We start from the raw sequence: 24,111 nt of genomic DNA, 5'->3' as shown, positions 1-24,111 counted from the left end.
ATTTATGCCGCTGCGACGCCTTCCCCTCGTGTTGCTGACGCTTGGAGCGCTGCCCGCGGCGGCGCAGAGCGGGCCGCCGACGACCACCGCGCGGGTGTCGCGCACGACGCCGGCCGAGGGCGTGTCGCGGAGCGCGCCGGTGAATGGCGTGATCGTGCTCTATGGCAACGAACGCTGCCCGACCGACAATGCCGGCAACGAAGTGGTCGTCTGCACCCGTCGTCCGGCCGAGGAACAGTTTCGCATCCCCAAGGAGTTGCGCAACTTCGAGGTGACGCCCGAGAATGAGAACTGGGCGGCGCGCGAACAGGCGAACCGAGACGTCGGGGCGGTCGGCGTCGGGAGTTGCTCGACGGTGGGCGCGGCGAGCGCGACGGGCTGCATTACCCAGAATGCGACGCGGTGGAAGAAGGAGCGCCGCGCCGAAGCGAAGCGGGATACGCCGGAGCTATAGTGCACCGTCGTCCCGGACTGGATCCGGGATCCCGCTTATTCCTACAGCGATCGTCAGGAAGCGGGTCTCCGGATCAAGTCCGGGGCGCCGAAGGTGCGTTCAGCCCTTCGCTTTCATCCCCTTGACGCGGTGCCAGATGTAGAAGGCGATTGCGGCCACCAGCACGACGCCGATCGCGGCGTCGGCGCGGTGGAAGAACGCCTTGAGCCGCGGATCGCTGTTCCACTTGTCGCCGAGCGTCATGCCGATCCATGCCAGCAACAGGCAGAACGGCCACGAGCCGATGAACGTGTAGAGGTGGAACGGGAGCAGCTTCATCCGCGCGACCCCGGCGGGGAAGGCGATGAAGGTGCGGATCACCGGCAACATCCGGCCGATCAGGATCGCCCACGCGCCCCAGCGATTGAAGAAGCGGTCGGCGAGGTCCAACTCGCCCGCTCCGAGCAGCACGTAGCGCCCGAACTTCTCCGCCATCGGCCGCCCGCCGCGCCGCCCGATCTCGTACGCGACGATCGAGCCGAGATTGCACCCCAACGCCCCCGCGGTCGCAGCGAGGAAAAGGTTTAGCTCGCCGGTCGACACCAGATAGCCTGCGAACGGCATGATGATCTCGCTGGGCAGCGGTATGCACGCGCTCTCGATCGCCATCAACAGCGCGATACCCCAGTAACCGCCGGCAGAAATGACGGCGATGGCAAAGCCCGCGAGGGCGGCAAGGATCTTCTCGACCATGCAGCGCGCTTGCGGCACTGCGGCAGGAAAGGGAAGCGGGAATTCGGGAACCGCGCCCGGACAGCAATGGTTCGTCGCAGATGACAGACCTGATCCTCAACGACGGCCGCGCGATGCCGCAGCTCGGCCTCGGCACCTATCAGATCCCCGATGCGCAGGTCGCGCCGGTGGTGCGCGCCGGGCTCGATCTCGGGTTTCGCCTCGTCGATACCGCGGCGCTCTACCATAATGAGCGCGGAGTCGGCGAGGGGCTTGGGCATGACGACGTCTGGGTGACCACCAAATTGTGGCACGACCAGCATGGCGATGCCGCCGCGGCGCTCGACGCCAGCCTGGCGCTGCTCGGGCGTGAGTATGTGGACCTGTATCTGATCCACTGGCCGCATCCCGAAGCCGGGCGCTTCGTGGACGCGTGGAAGACACTGATCGACCTTCGCGAGCGTGGTATGGCGCGATCGATCGGCGTATCGAACTTCCTGCCCGAGCATCTCAATGCGATCATCGACGCCACCGGGGTGGTGCCGGCGGTCAACCAGATCGAATTGCACCCGACGTTCCAGCAGCGCGAGGTGCAGGACGCCAATCGCGCGCACGGGATCGTCACGCAGAGCTGGAGTCCGCTGGGGCAGGGCGCGACGCTGAAGGACGAGCGGGTCGTGGCGATCGCCGACGCGGCGGAGGCCACACCGGCGCAGGTCATCATCGCGTGGCATCTGGCGAAGGGCTTGTCGGTGATCCCCAAGGCGGGCGATCTGAACCATCTCGCCAGCAACTGGCGCGCGCAGGATGTGCGATTGTCGGACGAGCAGATCGCGGCGATCGATGCGATGAACGATCCCGACGGCCGGATGGGGCCGGATCCGCGGGAGATGTGAGCCTCCTATGTCATCCCGGACTTGATCCGGGATCCTGCTTCTTACCTTAGCCGCAAAGAAGAAGCGGGGCCCCGGATCAAGTCTGGGCCGACGGCGTCAGCCCAGCGCCACATGCGCCAGCTTCAGGTCCTCGACGAAGCGCGCGAACTCCGTGGTGCGCGCGTCTTCGTCCGGTAGCCGCAACAAATAGCTCGGGTGCACCGTGATCCATGCCGCGCCGCCGTCCGGCAGCCGCTGCTCGCGGCCACGTTCGCGACCGATCGTCATCACCTTGCCGAACAGGCTGCGCGCCGCGGTCGCGCCGAGCGCCACCGTCACCTTCGGGCGCAACAGCAACTGCTCCTGCTCGATCCACCAGCGGCACGCCTCGATCTCGCCCGCGTCGGGCTTGGCGTGGATGCGGCGCTTGCCGCGCGGCTCGAACTTGAAGTGCTTGACCGCGTTGGTGACATAGGTCTGCTCGCGGGTGATCCCGGCCGCGGCGAGCGCGCGGTTGAAGACCTGACCGGCGGGGCCGACGAACGGGTGGCCGGCCAGATCCTCCTGATCGCCGGGCTGCTCGCCGACGAACATCATCGGCGCCGACACCGGTCCTTCGCCAAATACGGTCTGCATCGCATGCTTGTGCAGGTGACAGCGCGTGCAGGCGGCGGCTTCGTCACGCAGCGCTTCCCAGGCGAGTTGCGCATTGCCGCCGATCTCCTCGCGACCACGCGCCCGCTCGATCATTCCGCTCTCCCGTGCCTGTGCGCTGGCCAGCAAGTGCGGGACCAGCGCGGTTTCCGGCATGTTCTTCCAGTATTTGCGCGGCATCTCCTTGAGCATCGCGTTCACCTTGACGCGTGCCGGGTTGAAGATGCTGGCGTAATAGGTCTTCCACACGTCCTCGACCGGATCGCCCTCCGGCGCGTCGCCGCGCGTCGCCGCCGGCCCTTCGCTCAGCCGCGCGCCGTCCCAATGGATCGAGACCTCGGGCGTGAGGATCGACCAGCGCATTGAGGCGAAGCGATTGACGAAGAAGGCGGCGTTTGCGCGGACGATATGATGTTCGGGCTCGAACCATGCGACATAGCGGTCACCGTCATCGTCGGTGACGCTGCGGAAGCGGACGAAGGCGCGCATCTTGTGAATGTCACGCCGCACCGCTTTTGCCAGTCCTTCGAGGCGGCGGACGAGCGGATCGGCATGATCCTCCACCAACCGCGGCATGTCGCGCAATCGCCACAGCAAGGCGTAGAGCAGCGCGAACCGTTCCGGATCGTGGTGGAGGATTGCGTCGCTCGCCAGTGCGATGAACGCCCGCGACACGCGTAGCGGCGATGTCGTGGCGGACGGCGTCGCGGTGGACCCCGCCGCGGTCGCGAACAAGTCCTCCGCGGTCGTCCCGACCTGCCAGACGACGCGGTCGGGTGGCACGTCGGCGGCGATCAGCGCGCGTGCCGCTTCCCGCCACGCATCCATGTCATCGGGAGCGGAAAGCGTGGCGACGCGCATCGGCGGTGATTACTCGCGCTCGTCGCCGCCGGGCGGGTTGTCGCGTGCCAGCTCCAGCTCGGCGGGCTTGCGCTCCTCATATGTGTCGGCGAGCCGTTCCTCGGTGGCGTCGTCGAGCTTCTCCTCCGCGGCGGGGAACATCTCTTCCTCTTCCTCGTCAATGTGATGTTCGTAGCGGTGGCGCATGTGCGCGAACTTCTGCTCCCACGCGTCCGAGCCGAATTCGATGTCGAGCAATTCGCCGATCAGATCGTCGACTTCCTTATGCTCGGCGACCGAATGGCGGGCGTCGTCGCGCAGTTCGGGGCGGCCGAGCATCGTGGCGTAGAGCGATTCTTCCTCGGCCGCGGCGTGGCTTTGCACCTCGAGGCGAAATGCTTCGAACAGATCGCGGCGCTCGGTGCCGTCACCTTTCTGCGCGTCGAGCCGCTTGAGCATGTCGCGTTGCTTGTCGTGGTCGCGCTTGAGGTCCGCGTAGATATCTGCCTGTGCCATATCGATCTCCTTCGAGGCCGTAGCGCATGAGGCAGCGCACCGTTTCACCCGCGATTCATTCTCACGCGCCGAACAATTCCAGCTGCCGGCGGGCGGGGCGCGGTGCGACGAGCGGCTTCAGCTCGGCACGGTCGGTGAGCGTCACCGGTCGCCAATCCTCGGCGATGATAAACGGGCGTATCCGCGCGATCGATACGGTGAGCCGCGCGACATCGTCGAGCCGCAAGCGCCGCCAGCGGCGCGCGGCGAGGATGCTCTTGACCGCCTTGGTGCCCAGACCGGGCACGCGCCAGAGCAGTTCACGCGGCGCGCGGTTAATATCGACGGGGAAGTGATCGCGGAACTTGAGCGCCCAGGCGAGTTTGGGGTCGATATCGAGCGGCAACATGCCGGTGGCGTCGTCGGTTGCCGCGACCACTTCGCGCGGTTGAAAGCCGTAGAAGCGCATCAGCCAGTCCGATTGGTACAGACGGTGCTCGCGCATGAGCGGCGGGCGCTGCAACGGGAGCACGCTCGATGCGTCCGGGATCGGGCTGAACGCCGAATAATAGACGCGGCGCAACCCAAAACGATCGTAGAGCGTCGACGCCTTGGTGACGATGTCGCCATCGGTCGCCGCGTCCGCGCCGACAATCATCTGCGTAGACTGGCCGGCGGGGGCAAAGCGTGGGGCAGACTTGTATTTGGTCCGCGCCTCGGCGGTGTCGACGATGGCGGACTTCATCTCGCCCATCGCGCCCTCGATCCGCGCGTTGTCCTTTTCGGGGGCGAGACGTTTCAGCCCGCTCACTGTCGGCAGCTCGACGTTGATCGAGACGCGATCGGCGTACAGCCCGGCCTGATGCACCAGCTCGGGATCGGCGTCGGGGATCGTCTTGAGGTGAATATAGCCGCGGAAGTGATGATCCTCACGCAGGCTGCGCGCGACCTCGACCAATTGCTCCATCGTGTAATTCGAGGACTTGATGATCCCCGACGACAGGAACAGCCCCTCGATATAGTTGCGGCGGTAAAAGGACAAAGTGAGATTGACGACCTCCTGCGCGGTGAAGCGCGCGCGTCGGACGTTCGAACTCTTGCGGTTGATGCAATAATGACAGTCGAAGATGCAGCTGTTGGTCAGCAGAATCTTGAGCAGCGAGATGCAGCGACCGTCAGGGGCATAAGCGTGGCAGATGCCCATGCCCTCGGTCGAGCCGATCCCCTTGCCGTCGGCGGAATTGCGCTTCGACGTCCCCGATGACGCGCAGGAAGCGTCATATTTTGCCGCATCCGCAAGGATTTCCAGCTTCTGTCGGACATCCAGTTGCGCCATGTGTTCGATGTATGTTCGACAAGGCGGCTTGTCGAGGGCACTTCGCTTTGCCATGGATCAGCCCTGTGCAGAAGCAGATCGACCGGCTCGGCCCCAATGGCCCGTATCTAGCGCTGGCGCTGACGTGCCTGCTCGGATGGGGGTTCAAAGCGCATTGCGGCGCAGGCTGGAGCGGGTCCGAGCAGTATATTACCGGCTGTTATAGCGATGCGGTGCCGTTCTGGGGCCTGCGCGGCGTCGCTGCGGGGCAGGTTCCGTACTTTGAGGCGCGGATGGAGTATCCGGTGCTGACCGGTGCGCTGATCTGGCTCGAGGGTCTGGTCGCGCGCGTGATCGGCGGGCGCGGCGCGGATGCGGCCGACTTCCTCAATGCGGTGACGCTCGGCAATGCGCTGCTCGCCTTCGTGGTGCTCGAGTTGATGCGCAACGCGGGCGTTGGGGTGCGGCGGCAATATGCATGGGCGCTCGCGCCGCCGCTGGTGCTGTATCTGGGGCATAACTGGGACTTGCTGGCGGGGACGTTCGCGGTCGCCGCACTGCTGGCCGCAAGGTGCGGGGCCGAGCGCAAGGCGACCGCGCTGGCGGCGCTGGGCGGCGCGGCGAAGCTTTTTCCGGTGCTGATGTTGCCACTGTTCGGATTGGGGGCGCTGTTCCGGGCTGGGCGGTCTTGGTCGTCGCGGATCGTCTCGGCGGCGGTGCTGGTGGCGGTCGCGCTGGCGGCATGGGGCGTCGTCAACCTGCCGGTGGCGGCGCTGGCGCTCGAGAATTGGCGCGAATTCTATGCCTTCTCGAGCGAACGGAGCGGGACGGCGGCGAGCGTCTGGGAGTTGATGGCGCAGTTCGGCTGGTGGACGACCGACATTACGACGCGCAATCTCTGGTCATTCGTGCTGTTCGCGGGCGGCGCGGCGACGATCGTCGCGATCGGGTGGCGCAGACACGGCGAGCGACCGTGGCTGTTGTTCATGCCGGTGCTGGCGTGGTTCCTGCTGACCAACAAGGTCTATTCGCCGCAGTTCGACCTGTGGCTGTGGCCGATGATCGTGCTGACCGGTGCGCGCGTGCGGGCGATGGTGCTGTTCCTGCTCGGCGATCTGCTCGCCTATTTCGCGGAGTTCTGGCTGTTCGCGGGATTGGAGGGCGCGTGGCCGTCGGCGACGCAGTCCGACATCATCGCCGTCGCGATCGTGCGCGCGGTGGCGATGGTGTGGCTGATCCATGGCGCAGTGCATGACGATGCGCCGGCTTGGGCGCTCACTCCGCGGCGAGCAGCTCCGCGGCCTGAAGATCGACCGACACCAGCCGGCTGACCCCCTTCTCGATCATCGTGACGCCGAACAGCCGGTGCATCCGGCTCATCGTCACCGCATTGTGGGTGACGATCAGGTAGCGGGTGTCGGTTTCGCGCGCCATCCGGTCGAGCAGGTCGCAGAAGCGCTCGATATTGGCGTCGTCGAGCGGCGCGTCGACCTCGTCGAGCACGCAGATCGGCGCCGGATTGGTCAGGAACAGCCCGAAGATCAGCGCGATCGCGGTCAAGGCCTGCTCGCCGCCCGACAACAGCGTCAGCGATTGCAGGCGCTTGCCGGGCGGCTGGGCCATGATCTCCAGCCCGGCCTCCAGCGGATCATCCGAATCGACCAGCGCGAGATGCGCCTGCCCGCCGTCGAACAACGTGGTGAACAGCCGGCGGAAATGGCCGTCGACCGCTTCGAACGCGGCGAGCAGCCGCTGGCGACCCTCGCGGTTGAGCGTACCGATCGAACCGCGCAACCGGTTGACCGCCTGACCCAGTTCCTCGCGCTCCGCGGCGGTGGCGGTGCCGGCGGCTTCCAGCTCGGCGAGTTCCATTTCGGCGACCAGATTGACCGGGCCGAGCCGTTCGCGATCCATGGTCAATCGCTCGTGCGCGGTCGATTCTTCCGTGGGGTTGGTGACGGAATCTCCATCGAAGCCGACCCGCGCGGGCAGGACCGGTGCTGGGCATTCGAACCGCTCGCCGGAAACGCGCCCCATCTCGACGCGGCGCAGTTCGTGACCTTCGAGGCGCGCGGCCGCACCGGCACGCCGCTCACGCGCCTGCGTCAGGGCCTCGGCGGCGCTGGTAAGCGCCGCATCGGCGACCCGCAGGGTGACGTCGGACTCTCGTTCGGCTTCGTGGGTCGCCTCGGCAGCGGTGCGCGCGGCGACATGCTCCGCCTCGAGCGCAGTGATCTCGGCGGCCAGCGCCGCGGGACGTCCGGAGAGATCGGCCAGCTCGGCATCGAGCGCGACTGCGCGCGCGGTCATGTCCTCGATCCGCCGTGCCGCCTCGCCCGCCCGTGCACGCCAGCCGAGCGCTTCGTCGCTGGCACCGGATGCGCGAGCGCGCGCCTCTTCGAGCATCCGGTCGTGGGTGCTGCGATCGGCGCGGGCGAGCGCGACGTGCGCGCGCGCCGTTTCGGCCTCGGCGCGCAGCCGCGCGGTGGCCGCTGCCGCCGCGGCACCGTCTGGCAAAGCGGCGACCACCTGAGCGGCCTGTGCCTTTTCGATATCCGCCTCGTCCGCCTCGGCGGTCACGCGCGCGGCACGGGCGGCGAGGTCGGTCTGCTGCGCCACCAACCGCTCGATCAGCGCGGTGGCGCGATCCTCGTCGCGCTGCGCCGCGCGGTACGCCGCCTCGGCCTCGGCGAGCAAGGTCCGCGACGATTGCGCCGCGGCGCGGGCGCGCGCGATCCGCTCGTCAAGTCTGGTGCGACGCGTGGTGGCGGCCTCTACCGCCTGCTCGGCGGCGGGGCGCTCCGCCTCCAGCGCGCCGATACGGTTGAGCCGCTGCAACCGCTCGGCCGCCGCCACGCCGCCGATGTCGCTGACATAGCCGTCCCAGCGCCGGACGTGGCCCGTGCGGGTGACGAGCCGCTGGCCGACCTGAAGAAGCTGACCCGAATCGGCTTCGACGAGAAAGACCTGCGACAATCGCCGTTCGAGCGCGCGCGGGGCGGTGACGCGTGCGGCGAGCGGCAGCGTGCCCACCGGGGCGGGCGGATCGGTCGGGTCGAGCGTGGCACCGGTCCAGTCGGCCAGTGCGGTTTCCAGCTCGTCGCCGAGCACCGCCGCGAGCGCGCGTTCGAACCCCGGTTCGGCACGGACCGCGTCGATCAGTCGATCACCGTCGCGCGCGGTCGACTGGCGCAGGGCGGCGAGTTCGCCATCGAGTGCGGCGAGCGCGGCGATCGCCGCCGCACGGCTCGCCTCGGCGGGGTCGCGTTCCTCGCGCGCCTCGGTCTCGCTGGTTTCGGCCCAGGTCAGCGCCGCCGCGGCCTTCTCGGCCTGCTCCCGCGCGGCGGCGAAATTCGTCCGGGCGGCGGCGCGCTGATCCTCGAGCACGGCCGGATCGTCGAGCGCCTCGATCGCCGTCGCAAGCTGTATCGCCTCGCGACGCGCCCAATCGTAGCGCGCCGCGGCGGCCGCCTGCGCGGCGAGCGCGACACGACGTTCGGCGGCCTCGGCGGCTTCCGCGGACATCGCCTGCGCCAGCGCGACCTCGGCGTCGCGTGCGCGGCGTTCGGCGTCGGCCAGCGCTGCGTCGAGCCCGGGACGGGCGGCGGCAGCTTGCGCGATACGCTGTTTGAGGGCGTCGCGTTCGTCGGCAAGCCGCGCGATCGCCGCGGCGGCGTCGTGCGCGAGCGCATCCTCCCGCGCGCGATCCTCGTCGATCCGCGCGCGCGCGGCGCGCGTGTCGGAGAGTCGGCGTTCGAGCCCGAGACGCTGTTCCTGAAGCCGGGTGAGTCGATGCGCGATCTCGGTGGCGGCGTCGCGGGCGGCGAGCGCCGCGTCACGCGCGGCGACATGGCGTTCGGCAGCGGCTTGCTGTTCGGCCTGCGCCGCGTTGCTGTCGGTGATCGCCGTGGCGAGCGCGGCGTCGGCGGCGTCCGCTTCGGCCTTGGCCTCGGTCGCGGCGGCGGCGGCGTCGCGCCAGCGCGCGAAGATCATCCGCGCTTCGGCGAGCCGGATTTGGTCAGAGAGCAAGCGGTAGCGTTCGGCGGCGCGGGCCTGTCGCCTAAGCGCCGCAATCCGCGTCGTCTGGTCGGCGAGCAACTCGTCGAGCCGCGCGAGATTGGCCTCGGTGGCACGCAGCCGTGTCTCGGCATCCTTGCGGCGGACATGGAGGCCGGCGATGCCGGCGGCTTCCTCCAGCATCGCGCGGCGCTCGACCGGGCGGGCGGCGATCACCGCACCGATGCGGTTCTGGCTGACGAGCGCGGGAGAGTGCGCGCCGGTCGCGGCATCGGCGAACAGCAACTGCACGTCGCGCGCGCGCACGTCGCGGCCGTCGATGCGATACGCGGAGCCCGCGCCGCGTTCGATGCGGCGGACGATCTCGCTTTCCTCGGGACCGTCTGGGCCGTCGCGCTCGGCGAGCAGTGCGACCTCGGCGAAGTCGCGCGGCGGGCGCGACGCGGTGCCCGCGAAGATCACGTCCTCCATGCCGGCGCCGCGCATCGACCGGGCGCTGTTCTCGCCCATCGTCCAGCGGAGCGCTTCGAGGAGGTTGGACTTGCCGCAGCCGTTCGGGCCGACGACGCCGGTGAGGCCGGGCTCGATACGGAGGTCGGCCGGATCGACGAAGCTTTTGAATCCGGTGAGGCGGAGGCGCTTTATCCGCATGACGTCAGGCGGTCTTTACGGCCGTCATTCCCGCGGAGGCGGGGATCCAGAACCGCTGACCGCTCCGAGAGAAGCGCGACGTCCGCGCGTCTGGATCCCCGCCTGCGCGGGGATGACGGCGAGGGGCGAGGGGATGACGTATTTGGCGCAGGGCGGGCGCATCCAGCACCCGCCCGCGACAGGCGTCCGTGGCGACGGACGCCCGTCGGCATCACGCGCCCGCGTTCTTCAGCGCCGTCTCGACCTGCGCCCAGGTGACGCCGTCGACCTTGGCGCCGTTGAGGATGAAGGTCGGGGTGCCGGTGACGCCGTTCTTGTCGGTGCCGTCCTGCATCATCTTGGTCAGCTGGTCGATCGCCTTGGCGTCGGTCAGGCAGGCGCGCGCCTGCGCCTCGGGTACGCCGCGCTGCTTGATGAACTCCAGATAGCCCATCCTCTCGGCCCAGGCGGTCGCGACCTGCGCGGGGGCGGCGTTCTGCGTCTGCTGCAGGAACGCCTGGTCCTGCGCGATCTTCATCTGCGTATCGAGGAACTTGGGCTGGTCGATGTACATCTGCTCCAGGATCGGGAAGAACGGTTGCGGCCCCGCGCAGCGCCCGAGCAGCGCCGCGGCGAGATCGGGCGGGCCGTGGACCAGGAAGTCACGGAATTCGTACGAGACCTTGCCGGTCTTGACGTAATTGTCCTCCAGCGGGCGCATTCCGGTCTGGCCGAACGCGCCGCACGTCGGGCAGGTGCGCGAGCCATATTCGACCAGCTTCAGCCTGGCATCCGGGTTGCCGACGACATAGCCGCCCTCCGGGGTGGCGGAGACGACCTGCGTCCAGTCCTGCCCGGCGGGGGCGGCGACCGCCTTCACCGATCCGGCGGGGGCGGTCGGGGTGCTGCTGTTGCCGCCGCCCGCGCCGCTGCCGCAGCCGGCGAGCAGCGACGCCGCCGCCAGCAAGGGAATTGCCATACGCTTCATCGTGTCACTCCGTCGCTCATTTCGCACCCGCCGCGCGCAATTGCGGCTGCAACTGCGCCCAGCCGACATTCTGGACCAGTCGCCCGTTAATCTCGAAGGCGGGCGTGCCGGGGACCTTCGACGTGCCTTCCGAGACGGCAATCGTCTTCTTGACCGCGGCGTCGGTGGCGAAGCAGGCACTGATCGCGGCCGATGGCGCACCCGCGTCGCGCGCGATCGCGGTCAGCCCGGCGCCCTCGGCGATCGCGGAGAGCTGCGCCAGCTGCGGCCAACTCGCGATCCGCTCGCGATTGCCCTGCACCCAGTCGCTGGCGCGATCGAGCCATTGCGCCTGCTTCTGGAAGAAGGCGGCGTGGACGCGCGGGAAGGCCGCCGCGCCCGAGCAACGCGCGAGCGTCGCGGCGGCGAGGTCGATCCCGTCATGCACCTGGTTGCGCAACTCGATGCTGGTCGAGCCCGAACGGACCATCGCGCCGAGCGCGGCATCGGATTCCTGCGTGAAGTGCGCGCAATGCGGGCAGGTGTAGCTGACGTACTCGACCAGCTTCACCCGCGCCTTGGGATTGCCAATCAGATAGCTGCCGTTCGGCACCGGGGTCGCGACCGACGTCCAAGGTCGCGGCGCGACGGCCGCGGTCAACGCGACCGCGGCGAGCAGGGGAAAAGTAAAGCGCGTCATCGGACCTTCGGGAGAACGGGGCGGGGCGCGGCGACGCCGGAGGCGAGCGCCTCCAGCACGGCCTTCAATTCGGGATCGGCGATCGTGCGCAGGCTCTGCCCCATTTCCGGCGGAGCGGGGGCGAGCGACGGCGGCGCGCGGCGTTCAGGGCGGCGCGTGACCTCGCCATGCCGGATCGCGACGCGCACCACCGCGGCATAGCCGAAGAAGCGGTTCACGCGTTCGATGATCTCGGCCGTCAGATGGCTCATCATCGCAGCATGGGCGCCGCGAACGGTCAGCGTCAACACGCCGTCCTGCTTCTTGCCGGCGGGAAAACGGATCGACTCCGGGGTGCTGGCGGCGGCGAGTCGCTCCCCGACGATCTCCGGCCAGCGCGTGACGATCGCCGATTGCACGAAGCCGAAGCGCCGGAACGCCGCGCCGCCGACCGCCGGCAACAGTTCCGCGACCTGCTGCGAGCGATTGTGGCGCGGGGATTCGTTCGTGGGGTCGCCGGCGCGCTTGCTCATTCTGCCGCCCATGCCATAGCCGGGGCATGGACGCCAAGCACCGGATCGATATCGCGACTCCGTTGCTCGACTGGTATGATCGCCACCGCCGCGATCTGCCATGGCGCGCGAAGGCGGGCGAGGTCGCCGACCCCTATCGCGTGTGGCTGAGCGAGGTGATGCTCCAGCAGACCACGGTCGCGACGGTGCGTCCACGGTTCATCGAATGGACGCGGCGCTGGCCGACCTTCGCCGACCTCGCCGCCGCCGAAGAGGGCGAGGTGATGGCGGGATGGGCGGGGCTCGGCTATTATGCCCGCGCGCGCAACCTCCTCGCGGCGGCACGCACGATCGCGGCGGCGCACGGTGGTCAGTTGCCGGACACCGAGGCGGCGTTGCGCGCGCTGCCGGGCTTCGGCGACTATACCGCGGCGGCGGTGGCGGCGATCGCGTTCGGGCGGCGCGCGGTGGTGGTCGATGCCAATGTCGAACGCGTCGTCGCACGGCTGTTCGCGATCGACACGCCGCTACCGGCGGCGCGTAAAGCGATCCGGGCGGCGGCGGATACGATCACGCCCGACACGCGCGCGGGTGACTTTGCGCAGGCGATGATGGACCTCGGCTCGGCGATCTGCACGCCACGGCGGCCGCGATGCCTGCTCTGCCCGCTCCATCATGCGTGCGCGGCGCAGGCGGCGGGGACGCCCGAGGCTTACCCGGTCAAGAAGCCGAAGGCGGCGCGGCCGCATCGGCACGGGACCTTGTTCTGGTTGCAGCGGGGCGATTCGGTGTTGCTGGTGCGGCGACCGGACAAGGGCTTGCTCGGCGGGATGCGCGCGCTCCCCACGGGGCCGTGGAGCGATGCACCGCCGCTGCTGGCGGACGCGCCCGCCGAGGCCGAATGGCGGATGCTGGATGAGGGGGTAAGTCACGGCTTCACGCATTTCACGATCGACCTGACGATCGCGGTGGCGCACACGGAGGCCGCGAGCAACAAAGGTGAGTGGTGGCCGGTCGATCGGCTGAACGAAGCGGGATTGCCGACGGTGTTCGCGAAAGCGGCAGATGTGGTGAGGAGACGGGCATGATGACGAAGCGGTGGACGATGAAGCCGGTGAAGGCGGCGGGGCTTGGTGCGGCGCTGCTGGCGACGGTCGCGGCGTCGGCGCAGCAACCGCAGCCGCAAATGCGCCCGCCCGCGCCCGCGCCGCGCGCGCCGGATGCCGCCGCGGCAGCGACGCTGCTGCCCGCGACCAAGGCGCTGTACGACGGCTATGTCGCGGCGGGGAAGATGCCGGGGATCGTCGGCGCCTTCGGCCTGGGCGAGTTGCCGACGGTGTTCGTCACCGCGGGCAACATCTCGCTCGATCCCGGCGCGGCGGCGGCCGGCCCCGATTCGCTATGGCGTGTCTACTCGATGACCAAGCCGATCACCGGCATGGCGGCGATGCTGCTGGTCGAGGACGGCAAGCTGTCGCTCGACGATCCGCTGTCGAAGTATTTTCCGGCGTTCGCGAAGATGCGCGTGCTGACCAGCCCCGACACCTCGCTGGAGACGCGCGCCGCGACCAAGCCGATCACGATCCGCGAGCTGATGACGCATACCTCGGGGATCGGCTATCAGATCAACGCCAAGGGGCCGCTGCTGAAGGAATTCGAGCGGCTGGGGCTGGTCCCCGCGACCGTCAACGCGCAGATCGAGGCGCAGGCACGGCAAACGCGTCCGGCGTCGCTCAGCGCGTTTGCCGAGCGGGTGGCGCAGGCGCCGCTGGTCGCAGAGCCGGGGACGACGTGGCATTATTCGATGGGGCTCGACGTGCTGGCGGCGGTGGTCGAGAAGGCGAGCGGCATGTCGTTCGAGCGCTTCGTCCAGACGCGGCTGCTCGACCCGCTCAAGATGGGTTCGACCTACTGGCAGGTGCCGCAGCGCGACGTCGGGCGCTTCGCGACCAATTACGCGTTCGTCGAGGAAAAGCTGACCCCGCTCGACCCGGCGGCGCGCTCGCCGTGGTTGCAGCCGCCGAGCTTCCCTTATGGCGGTGCGGGGCTGGTGAGCAGCGCGCGCGATTACGACCGCTTCCTCCACATGCTGCAGAATTACGGCACGCTTGAAGGTACGCGCGTGATGAAGGAGCAGACCGCGCGGCTGGCGATGTCGAACCTGATGCCGGCCGGCGTCTTCTTCGACAATGACGGGCAGCAGCGCGGGTTCGGCGCGGGCGGCGTGGTGTATCTCAACGACGATCCGAACGGCGCATCGAAGGGCAGTTATGGCTGGGCGGGGGCGGCGGGCACGCTGGCGCTGGTCGATCCGGCCAAGCGCTTCCGCAGCACGATCATGGTCAATTACTTCCCGGCGGAGAAATGGCCGCTCGGCAAGGAAACCTATGCGGCGATCCGGCGCGACGCCGCGCGGTTGCACGGGGGACAATGGTGAGGGCAGGCGGGGTGATCGAAACCGGGTTCACCGGCGGCACGCTGGATCGGGCGGATGCACTCCGTCACGATCCGCCGGCGGTCGCTGCGCTGCTGGCCGACCCGTCCTCGCGATTGCTGCGGCTCGACGCGTTCGAGCCGGTCGTGGCGGAGGATGGCGCGCTGTCGTGGGGCACGATCGCGGAGGCCCCGGACGGGGCTGAGTTCGTGTTGCTCGGGCTGGCCGAAGGTCGCGCGCATTTCGCGGCGGTGATCCCGGGCGATGCGCCGCCGCCGCCCTATCGCTCGCCGACTTTGTTCGCGCTGCTCGACCGGTTGCGGGGCGGCGAGGCGGCGACTTTCGCGGCGGCGCGCGCGCTGATCGACTGGCACGCGCGGCATCCGTTCTGCGCGCGCTGTGGCCATGCGACGGCGCCGTTCCGCGCCGGCTGGGGCCGCAACTGCCCGAATTGCAAAGCCGAGCATTTCCCCCGCGTCGATCCGGTCGTCATCATGATCGCCGAGCACGACGGGCGCGCGCTGATCGGTCGGCAGGCAGCGTTCCCGGCCGGGCGCTATTCGGCACTGGCCGGATTTCTGGAGCCGGGCGAGTCGATCGAGGAAGCGGTGGCGCGCGAAATTGCCGAAGAAGCCGGGGTGCGGGTCGGGGCGGTGCGCTATGTCGCGAGCCAGCCGTGGCCATTTCCGTCGCAACTGATGATCGCGTGCGTCGCCGAGGCGGAGGATGATGCGATCACGCTCGACACCAACGAACTGGAGGATGCGCGCTGGGTGACGCGTGACGAGGTGCGGGCGGCGCTGGCGGGTGAGGCGGGCACGTTCGTCGCGCCGCCGCGCTATGCGATCGCGCACTCGCTGCTGCGGGCGTGGGTGGAGGAGACGGCGGCGTAGGTCTGTCCGCCCGCCGCTCCGTCATTCCCGCGTAGGCGGGAATCCAGAACCTCCGACGCCTGTGGCCCTTACGAGAACCTGCGCGTCTGGATCCCCGCCTGCGCGGGGATGACACGTGGGGGTGAGCCGTCATCCCCTAGCGTCGTCCCGGGTTTGATCCGGGACCCAGCTTCTTCTTCCCGCTGTCGACACGAAGCGGGGCCCCGGATCAAACCCGGGGCGACGGCTTTTACACGTCCAGGTTCGCAACGCTCAGCGCATTCTCCTGGATGAACTCGCGGCGCGGTTCGACGACGTCGCCCATCAAGCGCGTGAAGATTTCGTCCGCGACATCGGCCTGCTCGATGGCCACCTTGAGCATCGAGCGGTTCGAAGGATCGAGCGTGGTTTCCCACAGCTGCTCGGCATTCATCTCGCCCAGACCCTTGTAGCGCTGGATCGCCAGCCCCTTGCGCCCCGAGGCGAGGATCGCCTCGAGCAATTGCGACGGACGCGCCACCAGCGACTCGCCGCGGCCGACCGAGACGGGTTCCTCGCCCTCCTCGTCGGTGGCGAGCGCATCGACCGGCGTCTCGACCGCGGCGGTCTTCACCGGGACCAGCTTGGCGGCGTGCGCGAAGGTTTCGGCTTGTTCGGCGGCGAGCGTGTGGAGCTTGCGCGCCTCGGCCGACGCGAGAAACGCCGCTTCGACGATATGATGATCGGTCACGCCGCGCCACAGCCGCTCGAAGTGAATGCCGCCATCCTCGGTGACTCGCGCGCTCCACGTCGCCTCGCTATCGCCCTGATCGAGCCGACGGACGACCTCGGTCACCGCCGCGGCGCGGGTGTCGCGCGTCGCTTCGGGATCGAGCGCGCCGCCCAGCGCCAGCCCTTCGATGATGACCGGATCGTAGCGGCGCGGCACGTAGCGCATCAGCGTGCGCATCCGCCGCGCATGTTCGACCAGCGGGCGCAGGTGGACGCCGGTCAGCTTCTCGTCGCCGCGCTCCAGCGCCATCGCGTTCAGCCCGGCGTCGACGAGGTAATCGTCGAGGGCGTGATCGTCCTTGAGATACACCTCCGAACGGCCCTTGGTGGCCTTATAGAGCGGCGGCTGCGCGATATAGAGGTGCCCGGCCTCGATGATCTCGGGCATTTGGCGATAGAAGAACGTCAGCAGCAGCGTGCGGATATGCGCGCCGTCGACATCGGCGTCGGTCATGATGACGATCTTGTGATAGCGCAGCTTGTCGAGCTTGAAGTCGTCGCGCCCGATCCCGGTGCCCATCGCCTGGATCAGCGTGCCGATCTCCTTCGAGCCGAGCATCCGGTCGAAGCGCGCACGCTCGACGTTGAGGATCTTGCCGCGCAAGGGCAGGATCGCCTGGAAGTGGCGGTCGCGACCCTGCTTGGCCGAGCCGCCGGCCGAGTCGCCCTCGACCAGGAACAGTTCGGACTTGGCGGGATCGCGCTCCTGACAGTCGGCGAGCTTGCCGGGCAGGCTGGCGATGTCCATGACGCCTTTGCGTCGCGTCAGTTCGCGTGCACGCTTCGCCGCCTCGCGCGCCGCGGCGGCGTCGATGATCTTGCCGACGATCGACCGCGCGTGCTGCGGATTTTCCTCGAGCCATTCCGCCATCTTGTCGGCCATCAGGCTTTCGAGCGGCTGGCGAACCTCCGACGAGACGAGCTTGTCCTTGGTCTGCGAACTGAACTTCGGGTCGGGCAGCTTGACCGAGACGATCGCGGTCAGCCCCTCGCGCATGTCATCGCCGGTCAGCGAAACCTTCTCCTTCTTCAGGAGCCCCGACTTTTCGGCATAATTGTTGAGCGTGCGGGTCAGCGCGGCGCGGAACGCGGCGATGTGCGTGCCGCCGTCGCGCTGCGGGATGTTGTTCGTGAACGCGAGGACGTTCTCGTAATAACTGTCGTTCCACTCCAGCGCGACCTCGATCGTGACATGATCGCGGGTGCCCGCGACCGAGATCGGATCCGGGAACAACGGCTGCTTGTTGCGGTCCAGCCACTTCACGAATGCGGCGATCCCGCCCTCGTAGAACAGCTCAATGGACTTCGGCTCTTCGTGGCGCGCGTCGTTGAGGAACAGGCGGACACCCGAGTTCAGGAACGCCAGCTCGCGATAGCGATGCTCGAGCTTCTCGAAGTCGAATTCGGTGATCTTGAACGTTTCGGGCGAGGGCAGGAAGGTGACGCGCGTGCCCTTCTTGCCGCCGGCGGGACCGACGACCTTGAGCGGGGCGACCGCGTCGCCGTGCGCGAAGCGCATGTAATGCTCCTCGCCGTCACGCCAGATCGTCAGGTCGAGGAATTCGGACAGTGCGTTGACCACCGAGACGCCGACGCCGTGGAGGCCACCCGACACCTTATAGGCATTGTCGTCGCTGGTGTTCTCGAACTTGCCGCCGGCGTGGAGCTGGGTCATGATGACCTCCGCCGCCGAGACGCCTTCCTCGGGGTGGATGCCGGTCGGGATGCCGCGGCCGTTGTCGGTCACCGACACCGAGCCGTCGGCGTTCAGCGTGATGTCGATCCGGTCGCAATGCCCGGCCAGCGCCTCGTCAATCGCATTGTCACTCACCTCGAACACCATATGGTGGAGGCCCGAGCCGTCGTCGGTGTCGCCGATGTACATGCCGGGACGCTTGCGGACGGCGTCGAGGCCCTTCAGCACCTTGATCGAGGAGGCGCCGTATTCGCTGGTATTCTGAGGTTCTGCCATGGCGATCATATAGGCAGCCGGACGGTGTAGCGAAAGCGAAACCTAGCCGTGCGCGGGGCGGTCGCGCAGCCCCGCGAAGAGCAGCCCGGCGATCGCCAGCGCTCCGCTCGCCACGGTGAGCCCGATGGTATCCCCACCGGTCAGGTCGTGGAGCGCCCCGAAGCCGATGATGCCGGCCCCGCTGCCGATCAGCGCGACGACGATCAGCGTGCCGTAGATCTCGCCATAGGCGCGCAATCCGAACAGCCGCGCGGCGAAGAACGGGAAGAGATCGTTCTCCGCGCCGTTCATCAGCCCGGCGAAGAAGACGCCGAGCGCGAGCCCCGGCAGCGCCAGCCCGCGCCATTGCAGCGCCGCGAAGCCGAAGGCGGAAACGAAGGCGACGGTGGCGGCGATCCGCTGCGGCGGGAAGCGGTCGATCAGCGCGCCGAACGTGACGCGCGCCGCCACCTGCGAGGCGCCAAACGCCGTGAGCAGCAGTGCCGCGTCCATCGCGGCCAGCCCCCGGTCGATCCCGAACGGCACCAATTGCGTGACGAAGCCGATCGTACCCAGATTGACGAAGAAGCCGGTCAGGCCGAGCCGCCAGAAGCGGGGATCGCGCCGTGCCGCGGCGGCGGTGAGGCCGGCGGGCTCGGGCGCGTCACCGGCCGGGCGCGTGGCGAGATCGGCGCCGCGGATCGCGAGCAGCGCGATCGGCAACGCGATCAGCGCCGAATAGATTGCCAGCGCGACGAAGCCCCCGCGCCAACCAAAGTGGCCGATCACTTCCGCCAGCGCGATCGGCAAAAGCAACGTGGTCAGCGGCAGGCCCGAGGTCGCGATGCCGAGCGCCAAACCGCGATGCGCGACGAAGCGCGCCGCGATCAGCTTGCCGTACGCCAGCGCGCTGGTGCCCGGCACGGTCATCGCGAGGGCGAGCACGAGTAGGTGATAATGCCACAGCCGCCCGGTCATCGCCGCCATGCCGAGATAGGCGGCGGCAAGCGCCACCATGCAGCCGACGATCATCGGCCGCACGCCGATGCGATCGACGACGCGCCCGAGCAGCGGCACCGCGAGGCTGCCGGCGAAACCGAGCCCGCTGGCGGCGGCGATCGCGCCGCGGCTCCAGCCGAACTCGCCGGTCATGCCAGGGACGAACATGCTCGACAAATTCTGGAACAGCGCCGGGCCCGCGCCGCTGCCGACCACCGCCCCCAGCACGATCGGCCAGCCGGTCCGCCATTCGCTGCGATTCGGGACAGGAGGGCGGCGCAACATCGATGCGCGCTAGCTTGCGGCGCGATCCCCGTCATCCCCTGTACGATCGGGGAGGATCAGGAAGCAGAGTGCCGCGAGCAGCAGCGCGCCGCAGCCGAGCGTCAGCGCCGTGATATAGCCGCCGGTGAGATCATGGAGTCGCCCGAAGCCGATGATCCCGACCGCGGTGCCCGACAGCGCGATCGGCATTGCGGTGCCGTAGATCTCGGCAAAGGCACGCAGGCCGAACAGCCGCGCGGCAAAGAACGGCAAGAGGTCGTTCTCCGCGCCGTTCATCAGCCCGGCGAGAAAAACCAGCACCAGCAGCAGCGCCAGCCCCGATGGGGCGAAGGCGAGCGCGACGAAGCCGGCCGCCGACACGATCGCGAACGCCGCCGCGACCGGCTGTGGGCGGAGTCGATCGACCAGCCAGCCGACCAGCAGCCGCCCGGCGATCGCGCTGGAGGCGAAGCTGGTGAGCAGCAGCGCCGCCTGCGCAGGGCGCAGCCCCAATTCCAGCCCGATCGGCACCAGCTGGGTCACGAAGCCGGTGGTGGCGGCGTTGATGAGCCAGGCCGAGGCGACCAGAATCCAGAAGCGGCTGTCGCGCCGTGCCGCCGCCGCGCTGGTGCCCGGCAGGCCGGTGCGGTCCGCGGCAGGCGGGGCGGGTAGCGGCACAGCGCGGAGGCTGAGCAGGATCAGCGGCAGCGCGAAGAGCGCCGAGCCGCCTGCCAGCGCGACGAACCCCGCGCGCCACCCGAAGTTTGCGATGGTGGCGCCCAGAAGGGGTGCAGCGACGATCGTCGCCAGTGCCAGCCCCGAGGTGCCGAGTGCCAGCGCCATGCCGCGTCCGCGCACGAACCGCGCCGCGATCAGCTTGCCATAAGCGAGGCTGCTCGTCCCCGGCAACGCCAGCACCAGCAGCACGACGCCGAGCTGGTAGCGCCAGATCGCCCGGCCGCCGTTCATTCCCATCGCCGCGAGCCAGAGATAGGCGGCGCCCAGCAGCAGCATCGAGGCGACGATGACCGGACGCACCCCGACGCGATCGGCGGCGCGCCCGATCAGGGGCGCGGCGATCGCGCCACCCAGAGCGAGCCCGGCAGCGGTGGCGATGTTGCCGCGTGACCATCCGAATGTTGCCTCCAGACCCGGCGTGAACAGGCTGGAGAGGTTCTGGTACAACCCGGGCCCGAACCCGGCGCCCAGCATCGCGGCAGCCACCACCGGCCAGCCACGCCGCCATTCGGTCAGCGTGCGCGGGGCGGCGGCAGGGGAGGCGGGATCGGTCAGCGAGCTTCTTCCCATGGGAGCGGACGGCAATTCGTCCCTCAACGCGGCGCGGGCGAAAATGTTGTGGGCGTAACGATATCGTGGAGCGGAACCCAGGTCGCGGCGTCGATCCCGTCGAACAGCGCGCGCTCCGTACCCGTCATCCACACCTGCCCGAGCGGGGCGAGGCGCGCGAACAAGGCGGCGCGGCGAACGGGATCCAGATGCGCGGCGACCTCGTCGAGCAACAGGACCGGGGCGTGCCCGGTCAAGCGTGCGACCAACTCGGCATGGGCGAGGACGATGCCGAGCAACAGCGCCTTCTGCTCGCCGGTCGAGGCCGTGGCGGCGGGGCGCGCCTTTTCGACATGGGTGACGGTCAGGTCGGCGCGATGCGGCCCGACGAGCGTGCGGCCGGCGGCGGCGTCGCGCGCCCGCCCCGCCCGCAGCGCGTCGGCCAGGGTGGCGGCATCACCGCTCCACCCGTCGAGCGCGATCCGTGCGCGGGCGATCTCCCCGGCGGGCTGTGCGGCCAGGGCGTCGTCGAGCGCCGCAACCGTGCGCCGGCGCGCGGCGTCGAGCGCCGCGCCATGCTGGGCCATTTGCGCCTCCAGCGCGGCGAGCCAGTCGGGATCGGGAAGCGCGTCGGCGAGCAGACGGTTGCGGTCGCGCATCGCCGCCTCGTAGCGGGCGCCGTCGCGGGCATGGCCGGGCTCGATCGCGAGCGTCAGCCGGTCGAGGAAGCGCCGTCGTCCGCCCGCGGCCTCGGTGAACAGCCGGTCCATCGCGGGGGTGAGCCACAGCACCGCAACCCGCTCGGCAAGTGCAGTCGCGGGGGCGGCGGCGCCGTTGATGCGCACCACCCGCCGTTCGGGCGCGGACGCCAGCGTGCCGGTGGCGAGCGTCTGCCCATCCCCCAGCGTCGCCGCGACGCCGAAGCCGCCCGGTCCATCGCTGCGCGCGACCTCCGACAGCGCGGCGCGCCGCAGTCCCCGACCGGGCGCGAGCAGCGACACTGCCTCCAGCACGTTGGTCTTGCCCGCACCGTTCGGGCCGTACAGCACGACGAAACCGGGCGCGGCATCGGGCGCGATCGCCAGCGCTTCGTGGTTGCGGACATCGGTGAGGACGAGACGGGACAGCATGGTGGCGCGATGCTGGTACGGGCAAAGCGCGGGGAGGGCGACTGTTTCCTTCCGCACCGCGCGCGATGGGTCGGCACAGGCTTGCATCGAACCGCTTCCGTCGCGACAGGGCATCGATGACCGACAATTCGCATCGTTCCGGCCTGCTCCTCGGCATCGGCGCCTATGTATCGTGGGGCCTGCTCCCGCTCTATCTGCATTTGCTCAACGGCGTTCCGGCCTTGCAGGTGCTGGCGCATCGCGTCGTGTGGTCGCTGCTGCTGCTGGCGGCGATCGTCGTGGCGATGCGGCGGGGTCGGGCGATCGTGGCGGCGGCGCGCGGGCGGACGCTGTTGCTGCTGTGCGCGTCGGCGGCGCTGATCGCGGTCAACTGGCTGGTCTATATCTTTGCGGTGCAGAGCGGGCACGTGCTGGAGGCGAGCCTCGGCTATTTCATCAACCCGTTGCTCAATGTCGCGCTGGGGATGATCGTGCTCCGCGAGCGGATCGGCGCGGTGCAGAAGGTGGCGGTCGCGATCGCGGCGGTCGGTGTCGCGGTGCTGGCGATCGTCGGGGGCGGGGCGTTATGGATTTCGCTGACGCTTGCGTTCAGCTTCGGCCTGTACGGGCTGATCCGCAAGGTCGCGGCGATCGATGCGCTGGGCGGGCTCACGGTAGAAACAGCATTGCTGGTCGGCCCGGCGCTGGCGGTGCTGTGGCTCAGCCCCGAGCCGGTGTTCGGGCGCGGTCCTATCGACCTGTTGCTGGTTCTGGCGGGGGCGGTCACCGCCGCGCCGTTGCTGATGTTCGCCGCCGCCGCGCGCCGATTACGTTTCTCGACGCTGGGACTGCTGCAATATCTCGCGCCGACGCTGCAGTTCCTGCTGGCTGTGCTGGTGTTTCACGAGCCGTTGCGCGGGGTGCATATCGTCACCTTCGCGTTGATCTGGGCCGGTTGCGCGCTCTACGCTTTCGGCAGCCGACCGCGGCGCGCTACTCTTTAGGTTCGCGCCGCCCCAGCCAGGCAGTCGTCGCCAGGTCCATGGTGACGTTGCCGACGGTGCGGATGATGTCGGGGATCGTCTCGACCGCCACCAGCAAGCCGAGCGGCGCGATCGGGGCGCCGATCGTGCCGGCGATCGGGGCGATCGCGCTGACATAGCTGACCGTGCCGGGCAGGCTGACCGACCCGAGCGAGGTGAGCGTCGCCACCACCACGCCGATCGCGAGCGTCGCGGGCGATAACGAGACGCCGAACCACGTCGCGACATAGATCGCGACCGCGAGGTTCATCGCCGGGCCGGTCGCGCGGAAGATCGCGACCGCCAGCGGCAGCGTCACCCCGGCGGTACGCACCGGCACGCCGAGCGCGCGCGCGCCCTCCAGCATCGCGGGGACCGACGCGAGCGAGGATTGCGTGCTGATCGCCACTGCCTGCGACGGCAATGCGGCGCGGGCGAAGGCGGTCAGGTTGAGCCGCGCGCCTGCCCAGGCGACCGGATAGGCGAGCAGGGTGACGATCACTCCGACGCTGGCGACGACGAGGATGTAGTGCGCCAGTGCCCCGAACGCTCCCGATCCCGCGCGTGCACCGACCACCAGCGCCAGCGCGAACACGCCGAGCGGCGCGATCCACAATACCCAGTCGATCACCACCAGCATCGTGTCGCGCAACGCGGTGAAGAAGCGGACCAGCAAGGTGCGCCCCTCGGCGTCGATCCGCGCGATCGCGAAGGCGAAGACCAGCGTGAAGATGATGAGCGACAGGAAAGCGTCGCTGGCGGCGGCGCTAACGATGTTGGTGGGGACGATCCCGGCGAAGAACTCGCCGAGCGGCGGAACGGTCGGCACCTTGCCTGCCCCGACCAGCGCCGCGCGCAACGCCTGCGCCGAGGCGGCGGGGAGCGGGGCGACCGCGAGGATCAGCGGCGTCGCGAGCGCGGCGATCACCGCCGAGAGGAAGAGGAAGGTGACGTAGAGCGCGATCGCGCGACCCGCGAGCCGCCCCGCGCGCGCCGCCTCCGCGGTCGAGGCGACGCCGGTGACCAGCAGCGATACGACCAGCGGCACGATCGTCATCTGGAGCCCGTGGAGCCATGCCGCGCCGATCGGCTCCGCGATCGCGATCGTGCCGGGAACCGCATCGCGCGCGAAACTGGCGAGCGCGACGCCGCCCGCCAGCCCGATCAGCAGCGACAGCAGGATACGGGTTGCTTGCGACATGCGGTCTCTTCGCCTTTTGCTCGTCCGCGATTATGGGACCCGTCTGGGCCAA

At 69.2% G+C, this 24,111-nt stretch carries 20 protein-coding genes; 7 read left to right on the top strand and 13 right to left on the bottom strand.

Annotated elements, in window-relative coordinates:
- The first annotated feature begins 4 nt into the window (after positions 1-4).
- The gene (locus tag PGN12_13270; protein MEH3104861.1) at positions 5-454 is read left to right on the top strand and encodes a hypothetical protein; all 450 of its coding nucleotides are present in this window, start codon (positions 5-7) and stop codon (positions 452-454) included.
- Between the two features lie 99 nt (positions 455-553).
- On the opposite strand, the gene PGN12_13265 is transcribed toward PGN12_13270, so the two are convergent.
- A complete protein-coding gene (locus tag PGN12_13265) occupies positions 554-1,186 on the bottom strand; it encodes a DedA family protein (protein MEH3104860.1) in 633 nt (210 codons plus the stop codon).
- Positions 1,187-1,266: 80 nt separating this feature from the next.
- Between PGN12_13265 and PGN12_13260 the strand changes: the two genes are divergently transcribed.
- Positions 1,267-2,061 (top strand): aldo/keto reductase, encoded by a 795-nt coding sequence (locus tag PGN12_13260; protein ID MEH3104859.1) that lies wholly within the window; start codon positions 1,267-1,269, stop codon positions 2,059-2,061.
- A gap of 96 nt (positions 2,062-2,157) precedes the next feature.
- Here the strand turns inward: PGN12_13260 and PGN12_13255 are convergent, their stop codons facing one another.
- The 3 genes from PGN12_13255 to PGN12_13245 form a co-directional block, all read right to left on the bottom strand.
- The gene (locus PGN12_13255; protein ID MEH3104858.1) at positions 2,158-3,555 is read right to left on the bottom strand and encodes a UdgX family uracil-DNA binding protein; all 1,398 of its coding nucleotides are present in this window, start codon (positions 3,553-3,555) and stop codon (positions 2,158-2,160) included.
- 9 nt (positions 3,556-3,564) lie between these two features.
- On the bottom strand, positions 3,565-4,050 hold the full coding sequence (locus tag PGN12_13250) for a hemerythrin domain-containing protein (protein MEH3104857.1): 486 nt from the start codon (positions 4,048-4,050) through the stop codon (positions 3,565-3,567).
- Positions 4,051-4,111: 61 nt separating this feature from the next.
- Positions 4,112-5,365, bottom strand: a complete 1,254-nt coding sequence (locus tag PGN12_13245) for a putative DNA modification/repair radical SAM protein (GenBank protein MEH3104856.1) — start codon at positions 5,363-5,365, stop codon at positions 4,112-4,114.
- Positions 5,366-5,430: 65 nt separating this feature from the next.
- On the opposite strand from PGN12_13245, the gene PGN12_13240 reads away from it, so the two are divergent.
- Entirely contained in the window at positions 5,431-6,675 is a 1,245-nt protein-coding gene (locus PGN12_13240) for a hypothetical protein (protein ID MEH3104855.1), read from the top strand.
- Here the strand turns inward: PGN12_13240 and PGN12_13235 are convergent.
- The 4 genes from PGN12_13235 to PGN12_13220 all read right to left on the bottom strand — a co-directional run bounded on the left by PGN12_13235 (position 6,620) and on the right by PGN12_13220 (position 12,170).
- On the bottom strand, positions 6,620-10,012 hold the full coding sequence (locus PGN12_13235; GenBank protein ID MEH3104854.1) for an AAA family ATPase: 3,393 nt from the start codon (positions 10,010-10,012) through the stop codon (positions 6,620-6,622). The two genes, PGN12_13240 and PGN12_13235, sit on opposite strands and share 56 nt — an antisense overlap.
- Before the next feature lie 211 nt (positions 10,013-10,223).
- The gene (locus PGN12_13230; GenBank protein MEH3104853.1) at positions 10,224-10,979 is read right to left on the bottom strand and encodes a thioredoxin domain-containing protein; all 756 of its coding nucleotides are present in this window, start codon (positions 10,977-10,979) and stop codon (positions 10,224-10,226) included.
- A gap of 16 nt (positions 10,980-10,995) precedes the next feature.
- Positions 10,996-11,658, bottom strand: coding sequence for a thioredoxin domain-containing protein (locus tag PGN12_13225; protein ID MEH3104852.1), 663 nt, complete (start codon positions 11,656-11,658; stop codon positions 10,996-10,998).
- Entirely contained in the window at positions 11,655-12,170 is a 516-nt protein-coding gene (locus PGN12_13220; protein MEH3104851.1) for a DciA family protein, read from the bottom strand. The genes PGN12_13225 and PGN12_13220 overlap by 4 nt, the downstream gene beginning before the upstream one ends.
- A gap of 26 nt (positions 12,171-12,196) precedes the next feature.
- Between PGN12_13220 and mutY the strand changes: the two genes are divergently transcribed.
- Genes mutY through nudC form a run of 3 tightly spaced genes read left to right on the top strand, consistent with a single transcriptional unit; the run spans position 12,197 to position 15,476 of the window.
- On the top strand, positions 12,197-13,237 hold the full coding sequence (mutY, locus tag PGN12_13215) for an A/G-specific adenine glycosylase (protein ID MEH3104850.1): 1,041 nt from the start codon (positions 12,197-12,199) through the stop codon (positions 13,235-13,237).
- Positions 13,234-14,586 carry a serine hydrolase gene (locus PGN12_13210; GenBank protein MEH3104849.1) on the top strand — a complete coding sequence of 451 codons (1,353 nt, stop codon included), beginning with the start codon at positions 13,234-13,236 and terminating at the stop codon, positions 14,584-14,586. Before mutY ends, PGN12_13210 begins: the two co-directional genes overlap by 4 nt.
- A complete protein-coding gene (gene nudC / locus PGN12_13205) occupies positions 14,580-15,476 on the top strand; it encodes an NAD(+) diphosphatase (GenBank protein MEH3104848.1) in 897 nt (298 codons plus the stop codon). The genes PGN12_13210 and nudC overlap by 7 nt, the downstream gene beginning before the upstream one ends.
- A gap of 229 nt (positions 15,477-15,705) precedes the next feature.
- On the opposite strand, the gene gyrB is transcribed toward nudC, so the two are convergent.
- The 4 genes from gyrB to recF are packed head-to-tail and all read right to left on the bottom strand — an operon-like array spanning position 15,706 to position 21,857.
- The gene (gyrB, locus tag PGN12_13200) at positions 15,706-18,198 is read right to left on the bottom strand and encodes a DNA topoisomerase (ATP-hydrolyzing) subunit B (GenBank protein ID MEH3104847.1); all 2,493 of its coding nucleotides are present in this window, start codon (positions 18,196-18,198) and stop codon (positions 15,706-15,708) included.
- Positions 18,199-18,240: 42 nt separating this feature from the next.
- Positions 18,241-19,461, bottom strand: a complete 1,221-nt coding sequence (locus PGN12_13195; GenBank protein MEH3104846.1) for an MFS transporter — start codon at positions 19,459-19,461, stop codon at positions 18,241-18,243.
- A gap of 9 nt (positions 19,462-19,470) precedes the next feature.
- Positions 19,471-20,763: an MFS transporter gene (locus PGN12_13190; GenBank protein ID MEH3104845.1), complete on the bottom strand. Its 1,293-nt coding sequence runs from the start codon at positions 20,761-20,763 to the stop codon at positions 19,471-19,473.
- 8 nt (positions 20,764-20,771) lie between these two features.
- Positions 20,772-21,857, bottom strand: a complete 1,086-nt coding sequence (gene recF / locus PGN12_13185) for a DNA replication/repair protein RecF (GenBank protein ID MEH3104844.1) — start codon at positions 21,855-21,857, stop codon at positions 20,772-20,774.
- A gap of 116 nt (positions 21,858-21,973) precedes the next feature.
- On the opposite strand from recF, the gene rarD reads away from it, so the two are divergent.
- Entirely contained in the window at positions 21,974-22,840 is an 867-nt protein-coding gene (gene rarD, locus PGN12_13180) for an EamA family transporter RarD (protein MEH3104843.1), read from the top strand.
- Here rarD and PGN12_13175 read toward each other — a convergent pair.
- Positions 22,830-24,059, bottom strand: a complete 1,230-nt coding sequence (locus PGN12_13175) for a cation:dicarboxylase symporter family transporter (protein MEH3104842.1) — start codon at positions 24,057-24,059, stop codon at positions 22,830-22,832. The genes rarD and PGN12_13175 overlap by 11 nt on opposite strands.
- Between the last annotated feature and the right edge of the window lie 52 nt (positions 24,060-24,111).

Origin of the sequence: Sphingomonas phyllosphaerae (assembly GCA_036946405.1) — a bacterium.
GTDB classification, from domain to species: Bacteria; Pseudomonadota; Alphaproteobacteria; order Sphingomonadales; family Sphingomonadaceae; genus Sphingomonas; species Sphingomonas phyllosphaerae_D.
This window is presented reverse-complemented; position numbering and strand designations above follow the sequence as displayed.

Bases quoted from the DNA above. Each gene is read 5' to 3' on its own strand.
- PGN12_13270 (MEH3104861.1), top strand. From the start codon at position 5: ATGCCGCTGCGACGCCTTCCCCTCGTGTTGCTGACGCTTGGAGCGCTG.
- PGN12_13265 (MEH3104860.1), bottom strand. From the start codon at position 1,186: ATGGTCGAGAAGATCCTTGCCGCCCTCGCGGGCTTTGCCATCGCCGTC.
- PGN12_13260 (MEH3104859.1), top strand. From the start codon at position 1,267: ATGACAGACCTGATCCTCAACGACGGCCGCGCGATGCCGCAGCTCGGC.
- PGN12_13255 (MEH3104858.1), bottom strand. From the start codon at position 3,555: ATGCGCGTCGCCACGCTTTCCGCTCCCGATGACATGGATGCGTGGCGG.
- PGN12_13250 (MEH3104857.1), bottom strand. From the start codon at position 4,050: ATGGCACAGGCAGATATCTACGCGGACCTCAAGCGCGACCACGACAAG.
- PGN12_13245 (MEH3104856.1), bottom strand. From the start codon at position 5,365: ATGGCGCAACTGGATGTCCGACAGAAGCTGGAAATCCTTGCGGATGCG.
- PGN12_13235 (MEH3104854.1), bottom strand. From the start codon at position 10,012: ATGCGGATAAAGCGCCTCCGCCTCACCGGATTCAAAAGCTTCGTCGAT.
- PGN12_13230 (MEH3104853.1), bottom strand. From the start codon at position 10,979: ATGAAGCGTATGGCAATTCCCTTGCTGGCGGCGGCGTCGCTGCTCGCC.
- PGN12_13225 (MEH3104852.1), bottom strand. From the start codon at position 11,658: ATGACGCGCTTTACTTTTCCCCTGCTCGCCGCGGTCGCGTTGACCGCG.
- PGN12_13220 (MEH3104851.1), bottom strand. From the start codon at position 12,170: ATGAGCAAGCGCGCCGGCGACCCCACGAACGAATCCCCGCGCCACAAT.
- mutY (MEH3104850.1), top strand. From the start codon at position 12,197: ATGGACGCCAAGCACCGGATCGATATCGCGACTCCGTTGCTCGACTGG.
- PGN12_13210 (MEH3104849.1), top strand. From the start codon at position 13,234: ATGATGACGAAGCGGTGGACGATGAAGCCGGTGAAGGCGGCGGGGCTT.
- nudC (MEH3104848.1), top strand. From the start codon at position 14,580: ATGGTGAGGGCAGGCGGGGTGATCGAAACCGGGTTCACCGGCGGCACG.
- gyrB (MEH3104847.1), bottom strand. From the start codon at position 18,198: ATGGCAGAACCTCAGAATACCAGCGAATACGGCGCCTCCTCGATCAAG.
- PGN12_13195 (MEH3104846.1), bottom strand. From the start codon at position 19,461: ATGTTGCGCCGCCCTCCTGTCCCGAATCGCAGCGAATGGCGGACCGGC.
- recF (MEH3104844.1), bottom strand. From the start codon at position 21,857: ATGCTGTCCCGTCTCGTCCTCACCGATGTCCGCAACCACGAAGCGCTG.
- rarD (MEH3104843.1), top strand. From the start codon at position 21,974: ATGACCGACAATTCGCATCGTTCCGGCCTGCTCCTCGGCATCGGCGCC.
- PGN12_13175 (MEH3104842.1), bottom strand. From the start codon at position 24,059: ATGTCGCAAGCAACCCGTATCCTGCTGTCGCTGCTGATCGGGCTGGCG.